At 61.0% G+C, this 18466-nt stretch carries 11 protein-coding genes; 9 read left to right on the top strand and 2 right to left on the bottom strand.

Features of this window, described 5'->3' with window-relative positions; translation table 11 throughout:
• Positions 1-85: 85 nt before the first annotated feature.
• Positions 86-2686 carry a bifunctional aconitate hydratase 2/2-methylisocitrate dehydratase gene (gene acnB / locus GQ39_RS06405; protein ID WP_047528254.1) on the top strand — a complete coding sequence of 867 codons (2601 nt, stop codon included), beginning with the start codon at positions 86-88 and terminating at the stop codon, positions 2684-2686.
• Positions 2687-2862: 176 nt separating this feature from the next.
• On the opposite strand, the gene GQ39_RS06400 is transcribed toward acnB, so the two are convergent.
• The gene (locus GQ39_RS06400; protein WP_047528252.1) at positions 2863-4503 is read right to left on the bottom strand and encodes a SulP family inorganic anion transporter; all 1641 of its coding nucleotides are present in this window, start codon (positions 4501-4503) and stop codon (positions 2863-2865) included.
• Positions 4504-4756: 253 nt separating this feature from the next.
• Here GQ39_RS06400 and GQ39_RS06395 point away from each other — a divergent pair, with 253 nt between their 5' ends.
• The 5 genes from GQ39_RS06395 to GQ39_RS06375 all read left to right on the top strand — a co-directional run bounded on the left by GQ39_RS06395 (position 4757) and on the right by GQ39_RS06375 (position 13551).
• Positions 4757-6760, top strand: a complete 2004-nt coding sequence (locus GQ39_RS06395; RefSeq protein WP_047528250.1) for a type VI secretion system Vgr family protein — start codon at positions 4757-4759, stop codon at positions 6758-6760.
• Entirely contained in the window at positions 6757-7623 is an 867-nt protein-coding gene (locus GQ39_RS06390) for a DUF4123 domain-containing protein (protein ID WP_047528249.1), read from the top strand. Before GQ39_RS06395 ends, GQ39_RS06390 begins: the two co-directional genes overlap by 4 nt.
• Entirely contained in the window at positions 7620-11219 is a 3600-nt protein-coding gene (locus GQ39_RS06385) for a toxin VasX (RefSeq protein WP_047528248.1), read from the top strand. Before GQ39_RS06390 ends, GQ39_RS06385 begins: the two co-directional genes overlap by 4 nt.
• Positions 11209-12339: a hypothetical protein gene (locus tag GQ39_RS06380; protein ID WP_081997857.1), complete on the top strand. Its 1131-nt coding sequence runs from the start codon at positions 11209-11211 to the stop codon at positions 12337-12339. Before GQ39_RS06385 ends, GQ39_RS06380 begins: the two co-directional genes overlap by 11 nt.
• Before the next feature lie 102 nt (positions 12340-12441).
• Positions 12442-13551: a hypothetical protein gene (locus GQ39_RS06375; RefSeq protein WP_081997856.1), complete on the top strand. Its 1110-nt coding sequence runs from the start codon at positions 12442-12444 to the stop codon at positions 13549-13551.
• A gap of 171 nt (positions 13552-13722) precedes the next feature.
• On the opposite strand, the gene GQ39_RS06370 is transcribed toward GQ39_RS06375, so the two are convergent.
• On the bottom strand, positions 13723-15003 hold the full coding sequence (locus tag GQ39_RS06370; RefSeq protein WP_047528247.1) for a serine/threonine transporter: 1281 nt from the start codon (positions 15001-15003) through the stop codon (positions 13723-13725).
• A gap of 423 nt (positions 15004-15426) precedes the next feature.
• Between GQ39_RS06370 and GQ39_RS06365 the strand changes: the two genes are divergently transcribed.
• From GQ39_RS06365 to GQ39_RS06355, 3 genes are all read left to right on the top strand, one after another.
• Positions 15427-16032 (top strand): TetR/AcrR family transcriptional regulator, encoded by a 606-nt coding sequence (locus GQ39_RS06365; protein WP_047528246.1) that lies wholly within the window; start codon positions 15427-15429, stop codon positions 16030-16032.
• 154 nt (positions 16033-16186) lie between these two features.
• Positions 16187-17152: a 2-hydroxyacid dehydrogenase gene (locus tag GQ39_RS06360; protein ID WP_047528244.1), complete on the top strand. Its 966-nt coding sequence runs from the start codon at positions 16187-16189 to the stop codon at positions 17150-17152.
• Positions 17153-17295: 143 nt separating this feature from the next.
• Positions 17296-18363: a phosphotransferase family protein gene (locus GQ39_RS06355; RefSeq protein WP_047528243.1), complete on the top strand. Its 1068-nt coding sequence runs from the start codon at positions 17296-17298 to the stop codon at positions 18361-18363.
• Positions 18364-18466 lie beyond the last annotated feature (103 nt).

Below are 18466 nucleotides of genomic sequence, written 5' to 3'. Positions count from 1 at the left end.
CACAACGCCATGAAGCGCATGAGTACGGCAATTTCTGGATGAGCGTCCCGGACACCCATTTGGGACCACTGATGAGGGTAATACTGTGCTTGAAGCCTACCGCAAACATATCGAAGAGCGTGCAGCACTGGGTATCGTTCCCCAGCCGCTAAACGCCGAACAAACTGCAGGCCTGGTCGAGCTGCTGAAAAATCCCCCGGCTGGCGAAGAAGCTTTCCTCGTTGACCTGATCACCAATCGCGTTCCACCTGGAGTGGACGAAGCAGCCTATGTCAAGGCCGGCTTCCTGTCCGCCATCGCCAAAGGCGAAGCCAAATCCCCTCTGATCGACAAAAAACGCGCTGTTGAACTGCTCGGCACCATGCAGGGCGGCTACAACATCGTGACCCTGGTGAACCTGCTGGACGACGCCGAACTGGCACCAGTAGCGGCCGAAGAACTCAAGCACACCCTGTTGATGTTCGACGCCTTCCACGACGTCGCTGAAAAAGCCAAGAACGGTAATGTTCACGCCCAAGGCGTACTGCAATCCTGGGCTGACGGCGAGTGGTTCGTGAAGCGCCCGGTGCTGGCCGACAAGATCAGCCTGCGCGTGTTCAAGGTCACCGGCGAGACCAACACCGACGACCTGTCCCCTGCTCCGGATGCCTGGTCCCGTCCAGACATCCCGCTGCACGCCCTGGCCATGCTGAAAATGGCTCGCGACGGCATCGTGCCTGACGCACAAGGCGTCACCGGTCCGATGAAGCAGATCGAAGAAATGCGCAACGCCGGCTTCCCGATCGCCTACGTCGGCGACGTGGTCGGTACCGGTTCTTCGCGTAAATCCGCTACCAACTCGGTACTGTGGTTCTTCGGCGACGACGTTCCTTACGTGCCGAACAAGCGCGCAGGCGGTTTCTGCTTCGGCAGCAAGATCGCTCCGATCTTCTACAACACCATGGAAGATGCCGGCGCACTGCCAATCGAGTTCGACGTTTCCAACATGAACATGGGCGACGTGATCGACCTGTACCCGCATGCTGGCAAAGTCTGCAAGCACGGTACCGACGAAGTCCTGACCACCTTCGAAATGAAGACTCCGGTCCTGTTGGACGAAGTTCGCGCCGGCGGCCGTATTCCGCTGATCATCGGCCGTGGCCTCACCGAGAAGGCTCGCGCCGAACTGGGTCTGCCACCTTCGACTCTGTTCAAGAAGCCTGAAGCACCGGCTGAAAGCACCAAGGGTTTCACCCTGGCGCAGAAAATGGTCGGCAAGGCTTGCGGCGTGACTGGCATTCGTCCAGGCACCTACTGCGAACCGAAAATGACCACCGTGGGTTCCCAGGACACCACCGGTCCAATGACCCGTGACGAACTGAAAGACCTGGCGTGCCTGGGCTTCTCGACCGATCTGGTGATGCAGTCCTTCTGCCACACCGCGGCTTACCCCAAGCCGATCGACGTGACCACCCACCACACCCTGCCTGACTTCATCATGACCCGTGGCGGCGTTTCCCTGCGTCCGGGCGACGGCATCATCCACTCGTGGCTGAACCGCATGCTGCTGCCAGACACCGTCGGTACCGGTGGCGACTCGCACACCCGTTTCCCGATCGGTATCTCGTTCCCGGCCGGTTCCGGTCTGGTTGCGTTCGCCGCAGCCACCGGCGTCATGCCGCTGGACATGCCTGAGTCGATCCTGGTTCGCTTCAAGGGCGAACTGCAACCAGGCGTCACCCTGCGTGACCTGGTTCACGCCATTCCTTACTACGCGATCCAGGCTGGCCTGCTGACCGTAGAGAAGAAAGGCAAGAAAAACGCCTTCTCCGGTCGCATCCTGGAGATCGAAGGTCTGGAAAAACTGACCGTCGAGCAAGCGTTCGAACTGTCCGACGCCTCGGCCGAACGTTCGGCTGCCGGTTGCACCATCAAGCTGTCCAAAGAGTCGATCGCCGAATACCTGAAGTCGAACATCACCCTGCTGCGCTGGATGATCGGCGAAGGCTACGGCGATGCGCGTACCCTGGAGCGTCGTGCTCAAGCGATGGAAGCCTGGCTGGCCAACCCTGAGCTGCTGGAAGCGGACAAAGACGCTGAATACGCCGAAGTCATCGAGATCGACCTGGCCGACGTCAAGGAGCCTGTGCTCTGCGCGCCGAACGACCCGGACGACGCTCGCCTGCTCTCCAGCGTTGCTGGCGAGAAAATCGACGAAGTGTTCATCGGTTCGTGCATGACCAACATCGGTCACTTCCGCGCTGCCGGCAAGTTGCTGGAACAGGTCAAAGGTCAGCTGCCTACCCGTCTGTGGCTGTCGCCGCCGACCAAGATGGACGCTCACCAACTGACCGAAGAAGGCTACTACGGCATCTACGGCAAGGCTGGCGCGCGCATGGAAATGCCGGGCTGCTCGCTGTGCATGGGTAACCAGGCACGTGTAGAGCCGAACTCGACTGTCGTGTCGACTTCGACCCGTAACTTCCCGAACCGTCTGGGTGACGGCGCGAACGTCTACCTGGCTTCGGCCGAGCTGGCGTCGGTGGCTTCCATCCTGGGTCGCCTGCCGACCGTCGAGGAGTACATGGAATACGCTGGCAAGATCGACAGCATGGCGGCCGATGTCTACCGCTACCTGTCCTTCGACCAGATCGCCGAGTTCCGCGAAGCGGCTGCGAACGCCAACATCCCGGTCGTTCAAGCCTAACGCTGCAAGGCAATGAAAAACGCCGCCCATCGTGAGATGAGCGGCGTTTTTTATGCCCAGGTTTTTATGGCATACCCCTTTTGGGAGCGCGCTTGCCCGCGATGGAGACCTGACATTCACCTCTCTGTTGCCTGACAGGCCGCCTCGAGAGCAATCTCGCTGCCACAGGTCATGCCTTAATCCTTGTAGGCTCGTTGCACAGCGCCATCCACGCTCAGCCCGCTGAGCATCACCCCGTTGGCCCGAACTTCGGGCAACGCCGACAATACCGATTCCGCACTGTCCTTGAGACGCGCCAGAATCAGTCGTTTGCCTTCGTTATGCACCCGCACGAAAAACTCCTGCATCGCCTCGATGCTGGTGCCATCCAGATCAGGGGACTCTTCCAGACTGAGGATCACGGTATGGATCGGTGCCGGTGGGTGCCGGATCAAGTGCAAGGCAGCACCGAGAATCCGCTCGACATTGGCAAAAAACAACGCTTCATCCGGTCGCACGACCAGGACGCCCGGCACGGTTTCCGCCGCGGGATGACGTTGCACGTCGACAAAGTCGTGCCCGCCGTCGATCCGGCCGAGAATCTGGATATTGGCCGCCGACATTTGCTTGAGCATCAGCAGCACGCTGATCGCCACGGACACCAGCAAGCCGTCCAGCACCCCCAGCACCAACACCGCGCCCACGGCGCACATCACCAGCACACGGTCACGCCGCCAGATGAAATATCGCCCCAACGGCTGCAGGCTCAACCCGCGCGCCAAGGCATGGATGACGATGGCGGCGAGGATCGGTTCCGGGGTCAAGGCGATATACGGCAATACCGTCATGACGATGAGCAACACCACCAGCGCCGCCACGCCACCGGCCAGCCGTGAGGTGGCGCCCGCAGCCTCGTTGGCCGATGTCGCCGAATACCCTGCCCCCGCCGGCAGGCCATGGAACAGGCCGGACAGCAGGTTCGAGGCCCCGAGTGCCAGCATGTCGCGGTTCGAATTCACCCGGTCACCGTGCTTGAGCGCGTAGGCGCTGATCGAGCCGTAGGACTCCGCGTACAGGATCATCACCAGGGCAAACGCCACTTCGCCCAAACGCAGCCAATCGGCAAACGGCAACACCGGCAGGTTCGGCACTTCCAGGCTCAGGTCGATGAGTCCGATCATCTTCACCCCATACGCCGACAGGTTCAGCCACTGGCCGGCCGCGATGCCGATCACCACCACCAGCAAACCACCGGGCACCCGTGGAAACCGCGAAAACAACAGCAATAACACCAGCGCCACCGCCGCCACACCGGCTGCCGGCCAGTTCCATTGCGGCAGTTGTGCGAGTAATTGCGGGGCGAAGCGCACCAGGTTGGCGTCGATCAGATGCACACCGACCACACTGGCGACCTGCTTGAGAATGATGGTCAGTGCCAGGCCAAAGGCAAACCCGCGCAACACCGGTTTGGCAATAAAGGAGGTGACGCTGCCAAAGCGAAAGATCCCGGCCAGCAGAAACAGCCCGCCGGTGACCAGCACCAGCCCGGCCGCCAGGGTCGAACGCAACTGCGGGTCCCCGTTGGCCAGGGTCGCCGTCGCCGCCGCCAGCACCGCCGCCGCCGACGAAGTGGCCGAGACAATGGCAAACCGGCTGGTGCCGAACAGCCCATAACAGAGCAACCCGGCAAACAGCGCGATAACCCCGGCCTGCGGCGCCAACGCAGCAATGCTCGAATAGGCGACCGCCTCGGGCAGCAACAGACCGGCAATCGACAGCCCGGCCAGAACATCCTGCCAGCGATGGGTGGATTCAACAGGGTTGGGGGCACTCGACAAGCCACTGTCTCCAGACAAGAAAACCGCTGCACGCGTGATACGTGCAGCCGCCACTGTAGCGCAAAAGCAAACGATCGCCGTCTGTGGCTAAAGGATTTGTTCCCGCTGGCCCCGCCGCAGACGCCCGATGGACTGCCCCTCCGGCGCCACTCAATCTCGGAATCGTCCTACACATCAAAGCGATTCGCCTGACTGCGCCAAGCCGTGGACCCGCGCAAAGTCCCGTGCCTAAAAAAAACACAGGGAAATGTGAATGCTCATTGCCGGCAAACCCGTCGTTTACAAGCTCGATATCCAGGGCTTCCCCCACGACTTTCAAGTGTTTGAGTTCAAGTTCACCGAGGCGCTCAACGAGACTTATGAGGTCAAACTGGAACTGGTCAGTGAACGCCGAGACCTCGATCTCGAATCACTTTTGCACCTGCCGGCCCATCTCTCTTTCGGTCCCGACGGCGCCGGCGTTCATGGACAGGTTTATCGCGTCGCCCAAGGCGATTCCGGCGCCCGGTTGACCCGCTATCAGATGACGCTGGTGCCGCATCTCGCCTATCTGGCGCATCGTCACAACCAGCGAATTTTTCAGCAGCAGAACGTGCCGCAAATCATCCAAAGCGTTCTGAGCGATCACGGAATGCAGCCCGACGTCTGGCGCTTCCAGGTGAGTGCCGACTACCCACCCCGCCTGTACTGCGTGCAATACAACGAGTCAGACCTGGATTTCATCCATCGGTTATGCGAGGAAGAAGGTCTGCACTTTCATTTCCAGCACAGCGCCGATGGACACGTCCTGGTCTTCGGTGACGACCAGACCGTCTTCCCCCTGCCTGACGCACCGACAGCCTACGCACAAGATAGCGGCATGGTCGCCGACGCAACGGTGATCGACCGCTTCAATGTCCGCCTGGAAACCCGCACCACCCAGGTCAGCCGCCGCGATTACCACTTCGAAAAACCCAATGTGCAACTGGAGGCCGAGGCCGCCGAGGCGCGTGTTCCCGTGCTGGAGGATTACGGCTTTCCCGGGCAGTTCACCCTTCGCGATCGCGGTGAGCACCTGAGCCAGCGCACCCTGGAGCGGCATCGCGCCGATTACCGTCAGGGCAACGGCCGCAGCGACCAGAGCCTGATGCGCAGTGGCAGCTTCGTCGAGATGAGCAAGCACCCGCGACCCGACTGCAACGGTTTATGGCTACTGACCCGCGTCGTGCACGTTGGTCGACAGCCACAAGTGCTGGAGGAGGAGGCGGCGGCCTCCGACGACAGTGGTGGCATCATTCAGGGCTACCGCAACCACTTTGTCGCGACGCCCTGGGATGTGATATTCCGCCCCGCACTGAAACACGCCAAACCGCGCATCCCCGGCAACCAGCACGCAGTGGTGACCGGCCCGCCCGGCGAAGAGATTTACTGCGATGCCTACGGCCGGGTAAAGGTCAAGATGATGTGGGACCGGGACGCTCAGCTCAATGAGCGGACCAGTTGCTGGCTGCGGGTGGCCACGGGCTGGGCCCATGATCGCTACGGCAGCGTGCAGATTCCACGGGTCGGCATGGAAGTGCTGGTGGGATTCGCCGAGGGTGATCCCGACAAACCGTTTGTCCTCGGTTGCCTGCCCAATGCCGTCACCCCGGTGCCGCTGGACCTTCCGGCGGAACAGACGCGCAGCATCCTGCGCAGCCAAAGCAGCCCCGGCGGTGGCGGTTACAACGAGCTGCGGATCGAGGACAGGAAAGGCGCCGAAGAAATCGCCATTCGCGCCCAGCGCGACTATGTCCAGCATGTGCTCAACGACCAACGCATCCAGGTCGACAACCAGCTGTCGGTGGTGGTCGGCGGCATTGCCAGCCATGAGCTGCACAGCGATGAACATCACCTGACCCACGGCAATCGCCTGACCGAACTCAAACAGGATGATCATCTGTGGGTGCAAGGCGACCGTCATATTCGTGTCGCCAATCAGCGACTCAGCGCCAGCCAGCATGTGCACCTCGGTGCCGGCCAGCAAGTGGTCATCGATGGTGGCGCCCATGTGACGATCAAGGCCGGCGGGCATTGGTTGACGCTGGGGCCTGAAGGCATCTTCAGCAGCGTGGCGATTGTCGAAGGTGGCGCTCCGGCGGTGGGCCTGTTGGCGGAACCCTTGGTACCGGGCGCATTGCCATTGCTGAAGGTGGCGTTCGATGCGGTTCAGCAGCGCCACGCATTGGTGTCGACCCGCGCCTCGCGCTGCCTGATCTGCGAGGCCGCCCAAGCATGAGCCTTTCGACTTCCTTGCCTGAAAATCTGCCATGGGGCGAGCAGCAGGCCTTTGTGCTGCTCGATGGCGCGACGCTGAGCGACTTGCCATCGCGGATAAAACGGCTCAACCGCGCTGCACTCACCCTGCCCCTGTACGACCAGCCACCTTTTAGCGCCTTGCGCGATGTCTCGCCATTGCTGGTGGCCGTCGAGCAGCCTGACGACGCCGTGATGCAGTTTTTCATGCAACACGCCCCCATAGAGTGCGGTGTGCTGCTGTTCAGCCCGGCTCAACCCCATGTCGTCGCCGAACATTTAAGAAAGCTGCTGACCGTAGAGCTGTCCGAAGGCCTGTCGGTACTGTTGCGACTGGCCGATGCCGCCGTGATGCGAGCCTTGTTGGCCAGCGCCGATCAAAGTTTGTTCGGCCCGATGTCCTGGGTGGTGACGGCCGACTGCGTCAACACGGTCTGGCACAGTCATCGCCCTCGACAACCCGAATGCCCCGCGCTGCCCGCCCCTTATCGGCTCAGCCCGGAACAGATCGCGGCGCTGGATCAGGTTGATCATCGGCGCACGCTGCTTGAACTCGACGCACATTTGCTCAGCCATTTTCCCCAACGCCACCCCGGCGACAGTCTGGCCCAGCGCTGGGCCAGGCTTGAACAGCTGGAGGTCCAGGCCTCTGCCCTCGGGCTGCAGGGTCAATCCGAGTTGTTTTACTACGCCAATGTCGTGGCCTGGCTGGAGGGCGACGACCTCGACCGGCACCCGCACATCCGCCACTTGCTCCACACGCCTTCCCTGCAATCACCCGGCGAGCGCGTCGCGCTGGCTGCGGCCCTGGCCCATCAATGGGCGTCTGAACGAGGCCCATCATGAACCAACACCCCGCCAACCTCGCGGCCGCCGCCGCTTCGAAATCCCCCATCGGCGCACCCGCTGCTTGCCCGCTGCGGCAAACCCATGTGCAACTGCTGCCGTTGCGTTACGGCCTGGTGGAAAAAACCCTCGACCCCGGCGCCGAACTGGAGATGCCCTACGCCCTCACCGCCCGCCCCCTGGGCGTCCGCCTGCTGCGCGATGGCTGGCTGTACCTCATCGACAGCCTCAGCGGCGAGCTGTACGAGTACCGGGTGCTCGACGGTGTCGTCAGCGCGCTGCTGCACAAAGGCAAAACGGTTCACGAAGATCAGCGAGCGGCCATTGAAGAACGCCCGGCGCTGATCTTTTCCCGCAAGAGCACCCTGTACGTGACCTTCGCCGAGGTGCAGTGGAGTGCCGCCAAATGCCGTCAGGTGCTGGACAGCGCCGAGGAGCGCAAGCATTTCATGCAGGCGGTCGACCTTGGGCCGGTGCATTGCCAACTGGGTGGCGAGCACTTGCTCACCGTCGCCCAGGCCCGACAATGGCTGGCGGAAGTAGCGACCGGCGCCGAACCGGCCACCGACCCGCAAACGGGCGAGGTCGAGCTGCCCGCCGTGCAGGTCAGCGACGCCCCTGAGCACGAACGCGAGCCTTATCTGTGGGAGCAACCGCGGCGTTTCCGCGCGGCACACATCGGCGAATTCCTGGGACGGGTGCGCGCGCCTTATCAGGACGACACGCTGTTTCTGCTGGTCAACGATGACCTCGGCGTGATGCGCGATCTGGCCGACTATCAGGACACCGTGGTCGGCTGGGTCGATGACTGGAGCAACGCCGACAACAACCAGCGCGATTACCTCCTGGCCTGTTACATCGAGTCCCTGAGTCAGCTCAGCGACCAGGACATCGACAGTCTGGCCAAGGCCAACGACCAGCCGCAGGCCAAAGCCGTGTTTGCCGAACTGGAGCAGTTGCCCGAGCCGGATCGCGAGAACACCCGCAAGGCCTTGCTCGACTACCTGAACAAGGGCGGCAAGATCGAGCCGAGCGACACCGCCGCTTCCCCGGAGCTGGAGCAATTACGGGACAAGACCCTCGACCGCGCGCTTGAGCTGAACCGCTTTGACGGTGTCGCCCCGGACTTCACCGCCCACGATCGGGCCATGGCCGACGCGGATCGACGCTACTACACCCGTCAGTACTTCGAAGCGGTCGCTCCCGAAGACTTCGTCGATCGGCACCTTTCGGCGCTGGTCGATCTGGGCAAGGATCAGGACCTGCGCATGCGCAACGTGCTCGACGGCCCGGTGCTCAGCGGCAAGCGCGGGGTCAACGACCTGATCGACCGCCCGGCGATGGACGAGGCGTTAAACCGTCATCGCGACGACCTCGGCCGCTGGAACCGCCTGCTCGACCGCATCACCGCCGACCGCACGCAACTGCTGTGCGCCGGCCATTACCATCGCTCGGCCTGGTACTACGACGCACAAGTGCCGGCGCAACTCGGCCAGGCGTTCACCGCCGAATACGCCTGCCTCAAGGACCTCTGCCGCAGCGACGCGGCCGCCGAGCTATTGCTCGGCTATCTGGAAGAACACCCGGAGCTGACCCGAGCGCTGTTCTACACCTTGCCGCTGCGTTTGCAATCCGAGCAGGTCGGGCAGTATTCAACGCTGTTCAACGCCGGCATGGCGATGTTCAACAACCTGGCGGAGTGGCTGGCCAAACTGCGGAAAATCGAGCAACCGCAGCTGCCGGCCCTCGACGACCTGCCCGACCCTACCCGCGCCGTCGCCGAGGCCGTGCAGCACACCTACAGCCCGGCGCTGAACCTGGGCCTGAGCCGTGTACTGGAAGGCTTCGACCTCGCGGCGGAGAAAATCCCCGACCTGGACGAATTGTTCCAGCGCCTGCCCAAGGGCCTGAAGCTGCGGCTCTTCGATGCCGCAAAAACCAGCGGCGTGACCTTCACCGTCGCCAGCCCCGCCGAACAGGCCGCCTTGCAACGGGAAATCAAGGACCTGCTCAGTGAACGCGACTACCTGAAAACCCTGAGCCGCGAACGCAACCAACTGACCCGCAACAAAAACCGCCAGGGCCACAAAACCCCGCGGGCCGTGGAGTTGCAGCACGAAATCGTGCGGGTGCGGGCGCAACTGGCGCTGATCGAAGGACGGCTGGCCAAGGCGTTAAGCCCGATTGCTGAACTGCCGGATGAGTCGGCACGGCTGTACGGCGCAACCCCGGCACGGGCCGGCGTGACGGTGATGTTCCCGCCGGCCCAGCAGCAGGAGTTACGGGGTTTGTTGGGGAATATTCGGTCAGGGCTGGGCGGAGTGTCGACGGGTAGCCTGGTGAAGACTGAAGGGATGGGGTTGGTGGTGGTTTTGGTGCAGGTGGTGAATTTGGTGGGGGTATTCAAGGAAACCCTCAAACAATCAAAAAATGAACGAACTATTTGGCCACTTTTGTCTGTTGCTGCGACAACGGGAGCCGCTGGTTTCACTGCGGCCCAAAGTCTCTCAGACACCGTGTTGAAGGCTCGTAGTGCAACTCTCGTTTCAGGACTTCAGCACCATGCTTTACAGAATGTGAATGTGCAGATGGGCAAATTGCACATTGGATTGGGCATATTCACTTATAGCTTTGGGCTTGTGACTTCAATTGCCAGTCTTAAAAAGCAGATCAAAAATTGGCAGCAGGCGATCCGTAGCGGAAATCGTCCCGCACAAGCTGCAGCCGCGCTGGCTACATTGGGTGCGGGTGGAATGACTACCGTCAATGCAAATGGTCTTGGGCCAACTTTACGCGCCGGTTATACCGTCATTACCGCTGAAAAAGGCACGGTGCGCGCTACGGCGTGGGCAGCCGCCGCCACACGCCTTTCCACCGTGTTCTTCCGCTTCAACCTTGCAGGCGCGCTGTTCACCGTACTTGAACTGAGTGGCTCTTGGCTGTTCAACCGCTACAACCTCAGCGCCCACGACAAATGGCTGAAAACCACCCCTTGGAGCCGGGATGCCGAAATGCGCGGCGACCACTCACTGGATGAGTATCAAAGTTATCTGGCTTTCCTGATCCACGCGCCTTACGCGCAACTGGGCCCGAACCCCTACGACTCCTGGCTGAAAAACCTGCTGTTCAAAGCCAGACCCAGCGATATCCATCTGGTGCTGCCAAGAGTGACGCTGGAAAACCTTCTGCCTCCCTTTGGCGGGAAGCCGACCCATCGACTGGGTATCGGTGCCCACCGTATTTCCCTGCCCCTGCATAGCCAGGGAGCGCCACAGGAACGCAGGGAGGTGATCAGTGACGAGGTCGTGAGCAGCCTTCGCATCGTCAAATCGACCCCCGAAGGCCTGGTGCTCTGTCTTCGATACCCGGTGAATCCTGGCTCCGAGTACACGCCAGCGAAAGAAACACTGGAGCTGGCCGTCTGTATTCAGACGTTGAATGCCAAAGGCGAGTGGACGTCGCGAACCTCTGTCATACATGTAGATCCTCGTGGTGAAGGCCATTTCTCGGTAGTTGCTTCACAGCTAGTCAAAGAGAAGCCACCGGTCTTGCATGTCGAAACCGAGTTTCTGGAGCAAGCTGATCATGCCGAATAATCACAAAGAGCCAATCGGCGCGGCGCAGCTTCAACAGCCCAGAAAGGCTGGAGACATCGAACCGTTTCCCAGCGGAAAAATGACCTATCTGGCGCCGCTACCACTACCAACACCAATGCCTCCCTACGGCCCGCATATTGGTGAGTTGAATGATGTGTACATGGACTTTGGGTTAGGTTCGCCTCAAATATTTTCTTGGCAAGTCATATTCGGCGGCCCGCTAACAATGACCTTTATGTTTGCTTTCTTGTTGCCGTTATTTAGTTTTTTCTTCGGACTCGTTTTAGGGTACGACTTGTTGTATTCCTGGGAGTTCGCGGAGCAGGTTTTTTTCCCATCATCAGAACTAGGATTGCAAACTGCCTTTGTATTGTTATCCATCGGCCTAGCCGTCTGGCACCACAACCACAAAAAACGCGCCACCCTCACCCCCACCCGCTTCAACCGTCAACGCCGCGAAGTCTGCTTCATGCCCTCAGGCGCGACCGAACCGGTCTTCGTCCCCTGGGAATCCCTCTCCGCCTGGGTCATCGAAGCCCAGGGCGCCACCCAGTACGGTATCCATCGCCAGTACGGCATGGGCATCGGTTACCACCACGGCGAAACCCTCACCAGCCTCGAATTCCAGTGCGCCGGACTGCCACTGGCCATCAGTCATTGGGAAGCCATTCGCGGTTACATGGAATACGAAGTCAACGACCTTAAATCCATCCAGGACCTGCAAGACCTGCAAGGCCCCGACGACCCGCCCCACGAAGGCCTGCACACCTTCCGCAACGCCCGCGCACGCATGCACCAGCAGATCCGCGACGGTTCTCGCAGTCGAACATCGGGTTTCTTCTGGTACCTGTACCACGTCATGACCTTGTGGACGATTCCCAACCGCCTCGTCGAATGGGAAGTGCGCCGCCTCGAAGAAATCGGCAAACAAGCCCTGCCCGACGCCATGCGCGAATGGTCGGAGCCGCTGCCGCAAGAGCAATGGGCCAAGCCAAGTGAAGAGTTACTGCAGCTGAGCGAACAGGTCCGACAGCTGCAAAAGCGCGAGCCGCGACGGCCTATCACCGAGATTTTTGCTGAAGTGCAACGCTCGCCCTCCAACGGAAAACGTCGCGCATGAGTGGTTTTCCAGAGGTGCACAGTTGGGCTGGTGCCCACCAGAAAGAACAAGAGAGACCGTCGGTTGTGCTGGTCGAAACCGAGTTTCTGGAGCAAGCCGATCATGCCGAATAATCACAAAGAGCCAATCGGCGCGGCGCAGCTTCGACAGCCCAGAAAGGCTGGAGACATTGAACCGTTTCCAAGCGGGAAAATTACGTATCTCGCGCCGCTTCCACTACCAACACCAATGCCACCGTATGGCCCGCATATTGGCGAGTTGAATGATGTCTACATGGACTTTGGGTTGGGTTCGCCACAGGTCTTCATGTGGCAGATGACATTAGGAGGACCACTCAGTGGCACATTTATGGTTGCGATTTTATTCCCGCTCATTGGCGGTTTATTGTTTTTTTTGTTTGGTATGGGTTGGGATGACATCTCTCACGCTATAGAGGGAATTTTCCATGAAGCTTACGGTTTGGCTTTGGCGGCAGGCTTTCTGTCCCTATCCATCGGTCTAGCCGTCTGGCACCACAACCACAAAAAACGCACCACCCTCATCCCTACCCGCTTCAACCGCCAACGCCGCGAAGTCTGCTTCATGCCCTCAGGCGCCACCGAGCCCGTCTTCGTCCCCTGGGAATCCCTCTCCGCCTGGGTCATCGAAGCCCAGGGCGCCACCCAGTACGGCATCCATCGCCAGTACGGCATGGGCATCGGCTACCACCACGGCGAAACCCTCACCAGCCTCGAATTCCAGTGCGCCGGCCTGCCGCTGGCTATCAGCCATTGGGAAGCCATTCGCGGTTACATGGAATACGAAGTCAACGACCTCAAATCCATCCAGGACCTGCAAGACCTGCAAGGCCCCGACGACCCGACCCACGAAGGCCTGCACACCTTCCGCAACGCCCGCGCACGCATGCACCAGCAGATCCGCGACGGTTCGCGCAGCCGAACGTCAGGTTTTTTCTGGTACCTGTACCACGTCATGACCTTGTGGACGATTCCCAACCGCCTCGTCGAATGGGAAGTGCGCCGCCTCGAAGAAATCGGCAAACAAGCCCTGCCCGACGCCATGCGCCAATGGTCGGAGCCGCTGCCGGAAAATCAATGGGCCAAGCCGAGTGAAGAGTTGCTGCGGTTGAGTGAACAGGTCCGACAGCTGCAAAAGCGCCAGCCGCGACGGCCTATCACCGAGATTTTCGCCGAGGTACAACGCGGACTGTGAATAGAGGAAGGAGGACGTTATGGCGAGGGGTTTCGGTGGGTCAGGTGACAGCGGGTTTTCGCTGCCGTCCTTTAATCCGAAGCAAAAAAAATCGCAACCTCTGGCAGCACCTGGGAGAAAACACCGTTTTCTACGGAAGCTGCCGAAGGCTGCGATCTCTTGATCTTTAAATCACGCCGTCAGCGAGTAGATGAGCGCCGTAATCGCCACCAGCCCCACCGCCACCACGAATACGTTGGACGCCTGGCCGCGATAGCGCGCCATGGCCGGTACCTTGCGGATTGCGTACATCGGCATCAGGAACAGGATTGCCGCGATGACCGGGCCACCGAGGGTTTCGATCATGCCGAGGATGCTCGGGTTGAGGGTGGCGACGATCCAGCACACCACCAGCATGAACGCCGCGACGATGCGGTCCAGTGCCTTGGCGCCCGGGCGTTTGCCGCTCTTCACGATCAGGCCTTTCAAGCCTTCGCTGGCGCCGATGTAGTGGCCCAGGAACGACTTGGAAATGGCCACGAAGGCAATCAACGGCGCCGCGAAGGCGATGGTCGGGTTGCTGAAGTGGTTGGCCAGGTACGACAGGATCGACAGGTTCTGCGCCTTCGCCTCGGCCAGTTGTGCCGGGGACAGGGTCAGCACGCAGCTGAAGACGAAGAACAGCACCATCACCACCATCAAGGCGTGGGCACGGGACAGGATCTGCGAGCTGCGCTCTTCGGCGTGGTCACCGTAACGACGCTTCTGATCGACCGCGAACGCCGAGATGATCGGCGAGTGGTTGAACGAAAACACCATCACCGGAATCGCCAGCCACAGGGTGTGCAGCAGCGCCGAGGGCTCAGGCAAGGTGCTGGCCGTGGCCAGGATGCCGCCGTTCCAGTGAGGAATCAGGAACACCGCCAGGAACAGCAAGGCGACAATGAACGGATACACCATCAGGCTCATGGCCTTGACGATCACCTGCTCGCCACAGCGCACCACGGCCAGCAGGCCGAGGATCAGCACCAGCGACAGCAGCGCGCGTGGCGGCGGCATGATGTGCAGTTGATGTTCCAGGAAACTGCCCACGGTGTTGGTCAGGGCCACGCTATAGATCAACAGGATCGGGAAGATTGCGAAAAAATACAGCAGGGTGATCAGCGCGCCGGCCTGGATGCCGAAATGCTCTTCGACCACTTCGGTGATGTCCGCGCCTTCACGGCCGGATAATACGAAGCGGGTCAGGCCGCGGTGCGCATAGTAGGTCATCGGGAATGCCAACAGCGCCAGCACCAGCAACGGCCAGAAGCCGCCCACGCCCGCGTTGATCGGTAAAAACAGGGTGCCGGCGCCAATCGCCGTGCCAAACAGGCCAAGCATCCAGGTGGTGTCTTGGCGATTCCAGCTCGAAAGGGTCGCTGGTGTCGCGTCTAAATAGCGTTCGTTAACGCTATTGGCCTGATCATTCATCCGGTGGGATCTCCACATTCCGGTCACTTGCCACCCGGTCAGAACGCGTCGGAGTACCCGACAGGTAGCGCCCTGGCCGAAACAGGGGCGCGATTGTCCGGGATTAGTGAACAGAAGCAAAGACTTAGGTGAGGAACGGTGGTGCCAGGTGGCTGAGATTGCACAACATATCCCCCCGTGTGGGAGCGAGCTTGCTCGCGATGGCGGCGCGTCAGGCGCCACCGTTTTTGAATCGATCACTATCGCGAGCAAGCCCGCCCCCACAGGGTTGGCGCATTGGTGTTTCATCGCCAAAGCGCAACCCCCGCTTGATAAAGGTCCGACATCATGTATTTATGATTAAAGCAAGAGAGCGGGTCGTGCGGTAATGGCATTGCCAAATACGCGATCTGATGTCCCATTTGAATTTTTATGAGCCCACCCATGCCCCGAGTCTCCCGCAAGCAAGCCGACCTCAACCGCGAAATCATCGTCGAGGCGGCCACGCGGCTGTTTCGCGAGCGCGGCCTGCACGGGATCAGTGTCGTCGATGTGATGGGCGCGGCGGGCCTGACCCATGGCGGGTTCTATGGTCACTTTGAATCGAAGGAGGCGCTGGCCGTTGAAGCCAGTGACCGGGCGTTCGAACAAGTGGCAGGCCGCTGGCGGGAGCGGATCGGGACGGCCGAGGACCACGCCGCCGCACGCCGCGCCTTGGTCGAACCCTACCTGTCGACCGCCAGCCGCGACAACCCGGGTGACAGCTGCCCGGTGGTGGCGTTTGCCGGTGACATGTGCCACGAGTCCGCCGACAGCGCCTTGCGCGAGACGTTCATGACCGGCCTGAACAGGCTGCTCGACACCCTGAGTCAGCTGATGGACTCGGACGACGCCGCCAGTAACCGCCAGCAAGCGCTGGTGCAATATTCGCTGATGGTCGGTGCGTTGACGCTGGCCCGCGCCACGCGTGGCGACGCCCTGTCGGATGAAATTCTGGAGGCGGCGAAGGGCTTTCTCGGCGCGGTGCCTGCATCCCCTGCCCCACGCTGAATGCTTGGCCACCCCACAGAAAACCCTCGCCTGCCGCGCCAGCTCCTACACTGAGTGACGCGGCACCGATGTTGCTGATTGCCAGGACGTCCGGCAGCCAGCAATCTCCACCGATGTTCGAGTCCGAAATACCGATGCCCACAGGGAGCCAAGCATGCCTGCAACCGTTCTGGTACTGGTCGAAACCATCAATGATTATCTGCCCATCCTCGAACATCAGGGCTTTCACCTGATACTGGCGCCTACGCCTGCCGAACGCGCCGAGGCCATCACCCGGCACAGCGGCCAGATCAACGCGGTCCTGACCCGCGGCCCATTGGGCCTGTATGCCGATGAAATCGCTGCCCTGCCCAATCTGAAGATCATATGCGTGATCGGCGCCGGTTATGAGCATGTCGACCTGCAAGCGGCGGCCGACCGCGGCATCACCGTCACCAATGGCGCCGGGGTCAACGCCTCTTCAGTGGCGGACCATGCCATGGCCTTGCTGCTGTCACTGGTACGCGATGTTCCGCGCTGCGACGCTGCCGTGCGCCGGGGCGAGTGGCCGAAGATCATGCGCCCTTCCCTGTCCGGCAAACGCCTGGGCATCCTCGGCCTCGGCGCCGTTGGCATGGCCATCGCCAAACGCGCCGCCAACGGCTTCGACATGAGCGTGAGCTACCACAACCGGCAACATCGCAGCGACGTGTCCTACGCCTTCTGTTCCACGCCCACTGAACTGGCGCGCGCCTCGGACTTTCTGGTTATCGCCACTCCGGGAGGCCTGACCACCAAACACCTGATCAACCGCCAGGTGCTCGACGCCCTCGGGCCCAAGGGCTTTCTGGTCAACATTGCCCGGGCCAGCGTGGTGGTCACCGCCGACCTGATCAGCGCCCTGGAACAACGCCGCATCGCCGGGGCCGCACTGGATGTCTTCGATGCCGAACCTCATGTGCCGGATGCACTCAAGTCACTGACCAATGTGGTGCTCACCCCGCACGTCGCCGGATTGTCCCCGGAAGCGATCGAAGGCACGGTTGAACTGGTGGGCCGCAACCTCGTGGCGTTCTTTTCCGGGCAACCGGTGCTCACCCCGGTTGAATTGCCGACCCGCATCAGTAACGCGGTCCTGTAGGACAATTCAAACAGGCGTATCAAAAATAATGATTGCCCGGCAACACGCTCACCTATAAGGGCCGTTCATGGTTGTGGGTGCCGGGTGGGCGCATTAGATTAGTCAATAGTTTCAGGCCTCCAGAATAAGCAGAAGGGATAAGCATGGCGCTTACTGACCAGTCCACTCGTATCCGTACCGGCGAAGAACTCGATGCCAGCCTGATCGACCCATACCTCAAGGCGCACATACCCGGCCTCAGCGGCTTGCCGCAGATCAGCCAGTTCCCCGGTGGCGCGTCCAACCTCACCTACCTGTTGGAATACCCCGGACAGGAGTTCGTCCTGCGTCGGCCGCCCTTTGGCCACAAAGCCAAGTCCGCCCACGACATGGGCCGCGAATTTCGCATCCTCAACCAGCTCCGCGAGGGTTTTCCCTACTGCCCCAAGGCTTACGTGCACTGCACCGATGAATCAGTGATCGGCGCCGAGTTCTACGTGATGGAACGGGTCAAGGGGATCATCCTGCGTTCCGAACTGCCGCCGGAGCTCGGCCTGGATGCGGCGAAAACCGAAGCCTTGTGCAAGAGCTTCATCGACAAGTTCGTCGAGCTGCACCGGGTCGACTACAACGCCTACGGCCTGGGCGATCTCGGCAAGCCCGAAGGCTACGTGGCACGCCAGATCAAAGGCTGGAGCGACCGCTACGAGAAAGCCCTGACGCCCGACGCGCCACAGTGGGAAGCAGTCAAAGCCTGGCTCAACGACAAGATGCCGGCCGATCACCCGACCTCCAGCATCGTCCACAACGACTACCGCTTCGACAACGTCATCCTCGATCCGAACAACCCGATGCAGATCATCGGGGTGCTCGACTGGGAACTGACCACCCTCGGCGACCCATTGATGGACCTGGGCAACACCCTCGCCTACTGGATCGAAGCCGGTGACCCGGCGCCGGTGCAACTGATGCGTCGCCAGCCAAGCCACGCGCCGGGCATGCTGACCCGCCGCGAGTTCGTCGATTACTACGCCGTGCGCTCCGGCATCCGGATCGACAACTTCGACTTCTACTACACCTACGGCCTGTTCCGCCTGGCCGGCATCGTGCAGCAGATCTACTACCGCTTCTACCATGGCCAGACCCAGGACAAACGCTTCGCGCAGTTCATTCACATGAACAAACTGCTGGAGCAGATGAGCCTGCAGGTCATCCAGAAATCCAGCCTGTGACCGTACGCGATCCCTGCAGGAGCGAGCCTGCGCGCGAAAATCGTGAACGATAACGCGCACTGACTGGGCTCAACTGAACAGCATTGGCCGCAACCCGGCATTT

The sequence above is a fragment of the Pseudomonas sp. 11/12A genome (assembly GCF_000800055.1).
Lineage (GTDB): Bacteria > Pseudomonadota > Gammaproteobacteria > Pseudomonadales > Pseudomonadaceae > Aquipseudomonas > Aquipseudomonas mohnii.
Note: the sequence above shows the minus strand (reverse complement) of the source record. Positions and strands in the feature narration are given on the sequence as shown.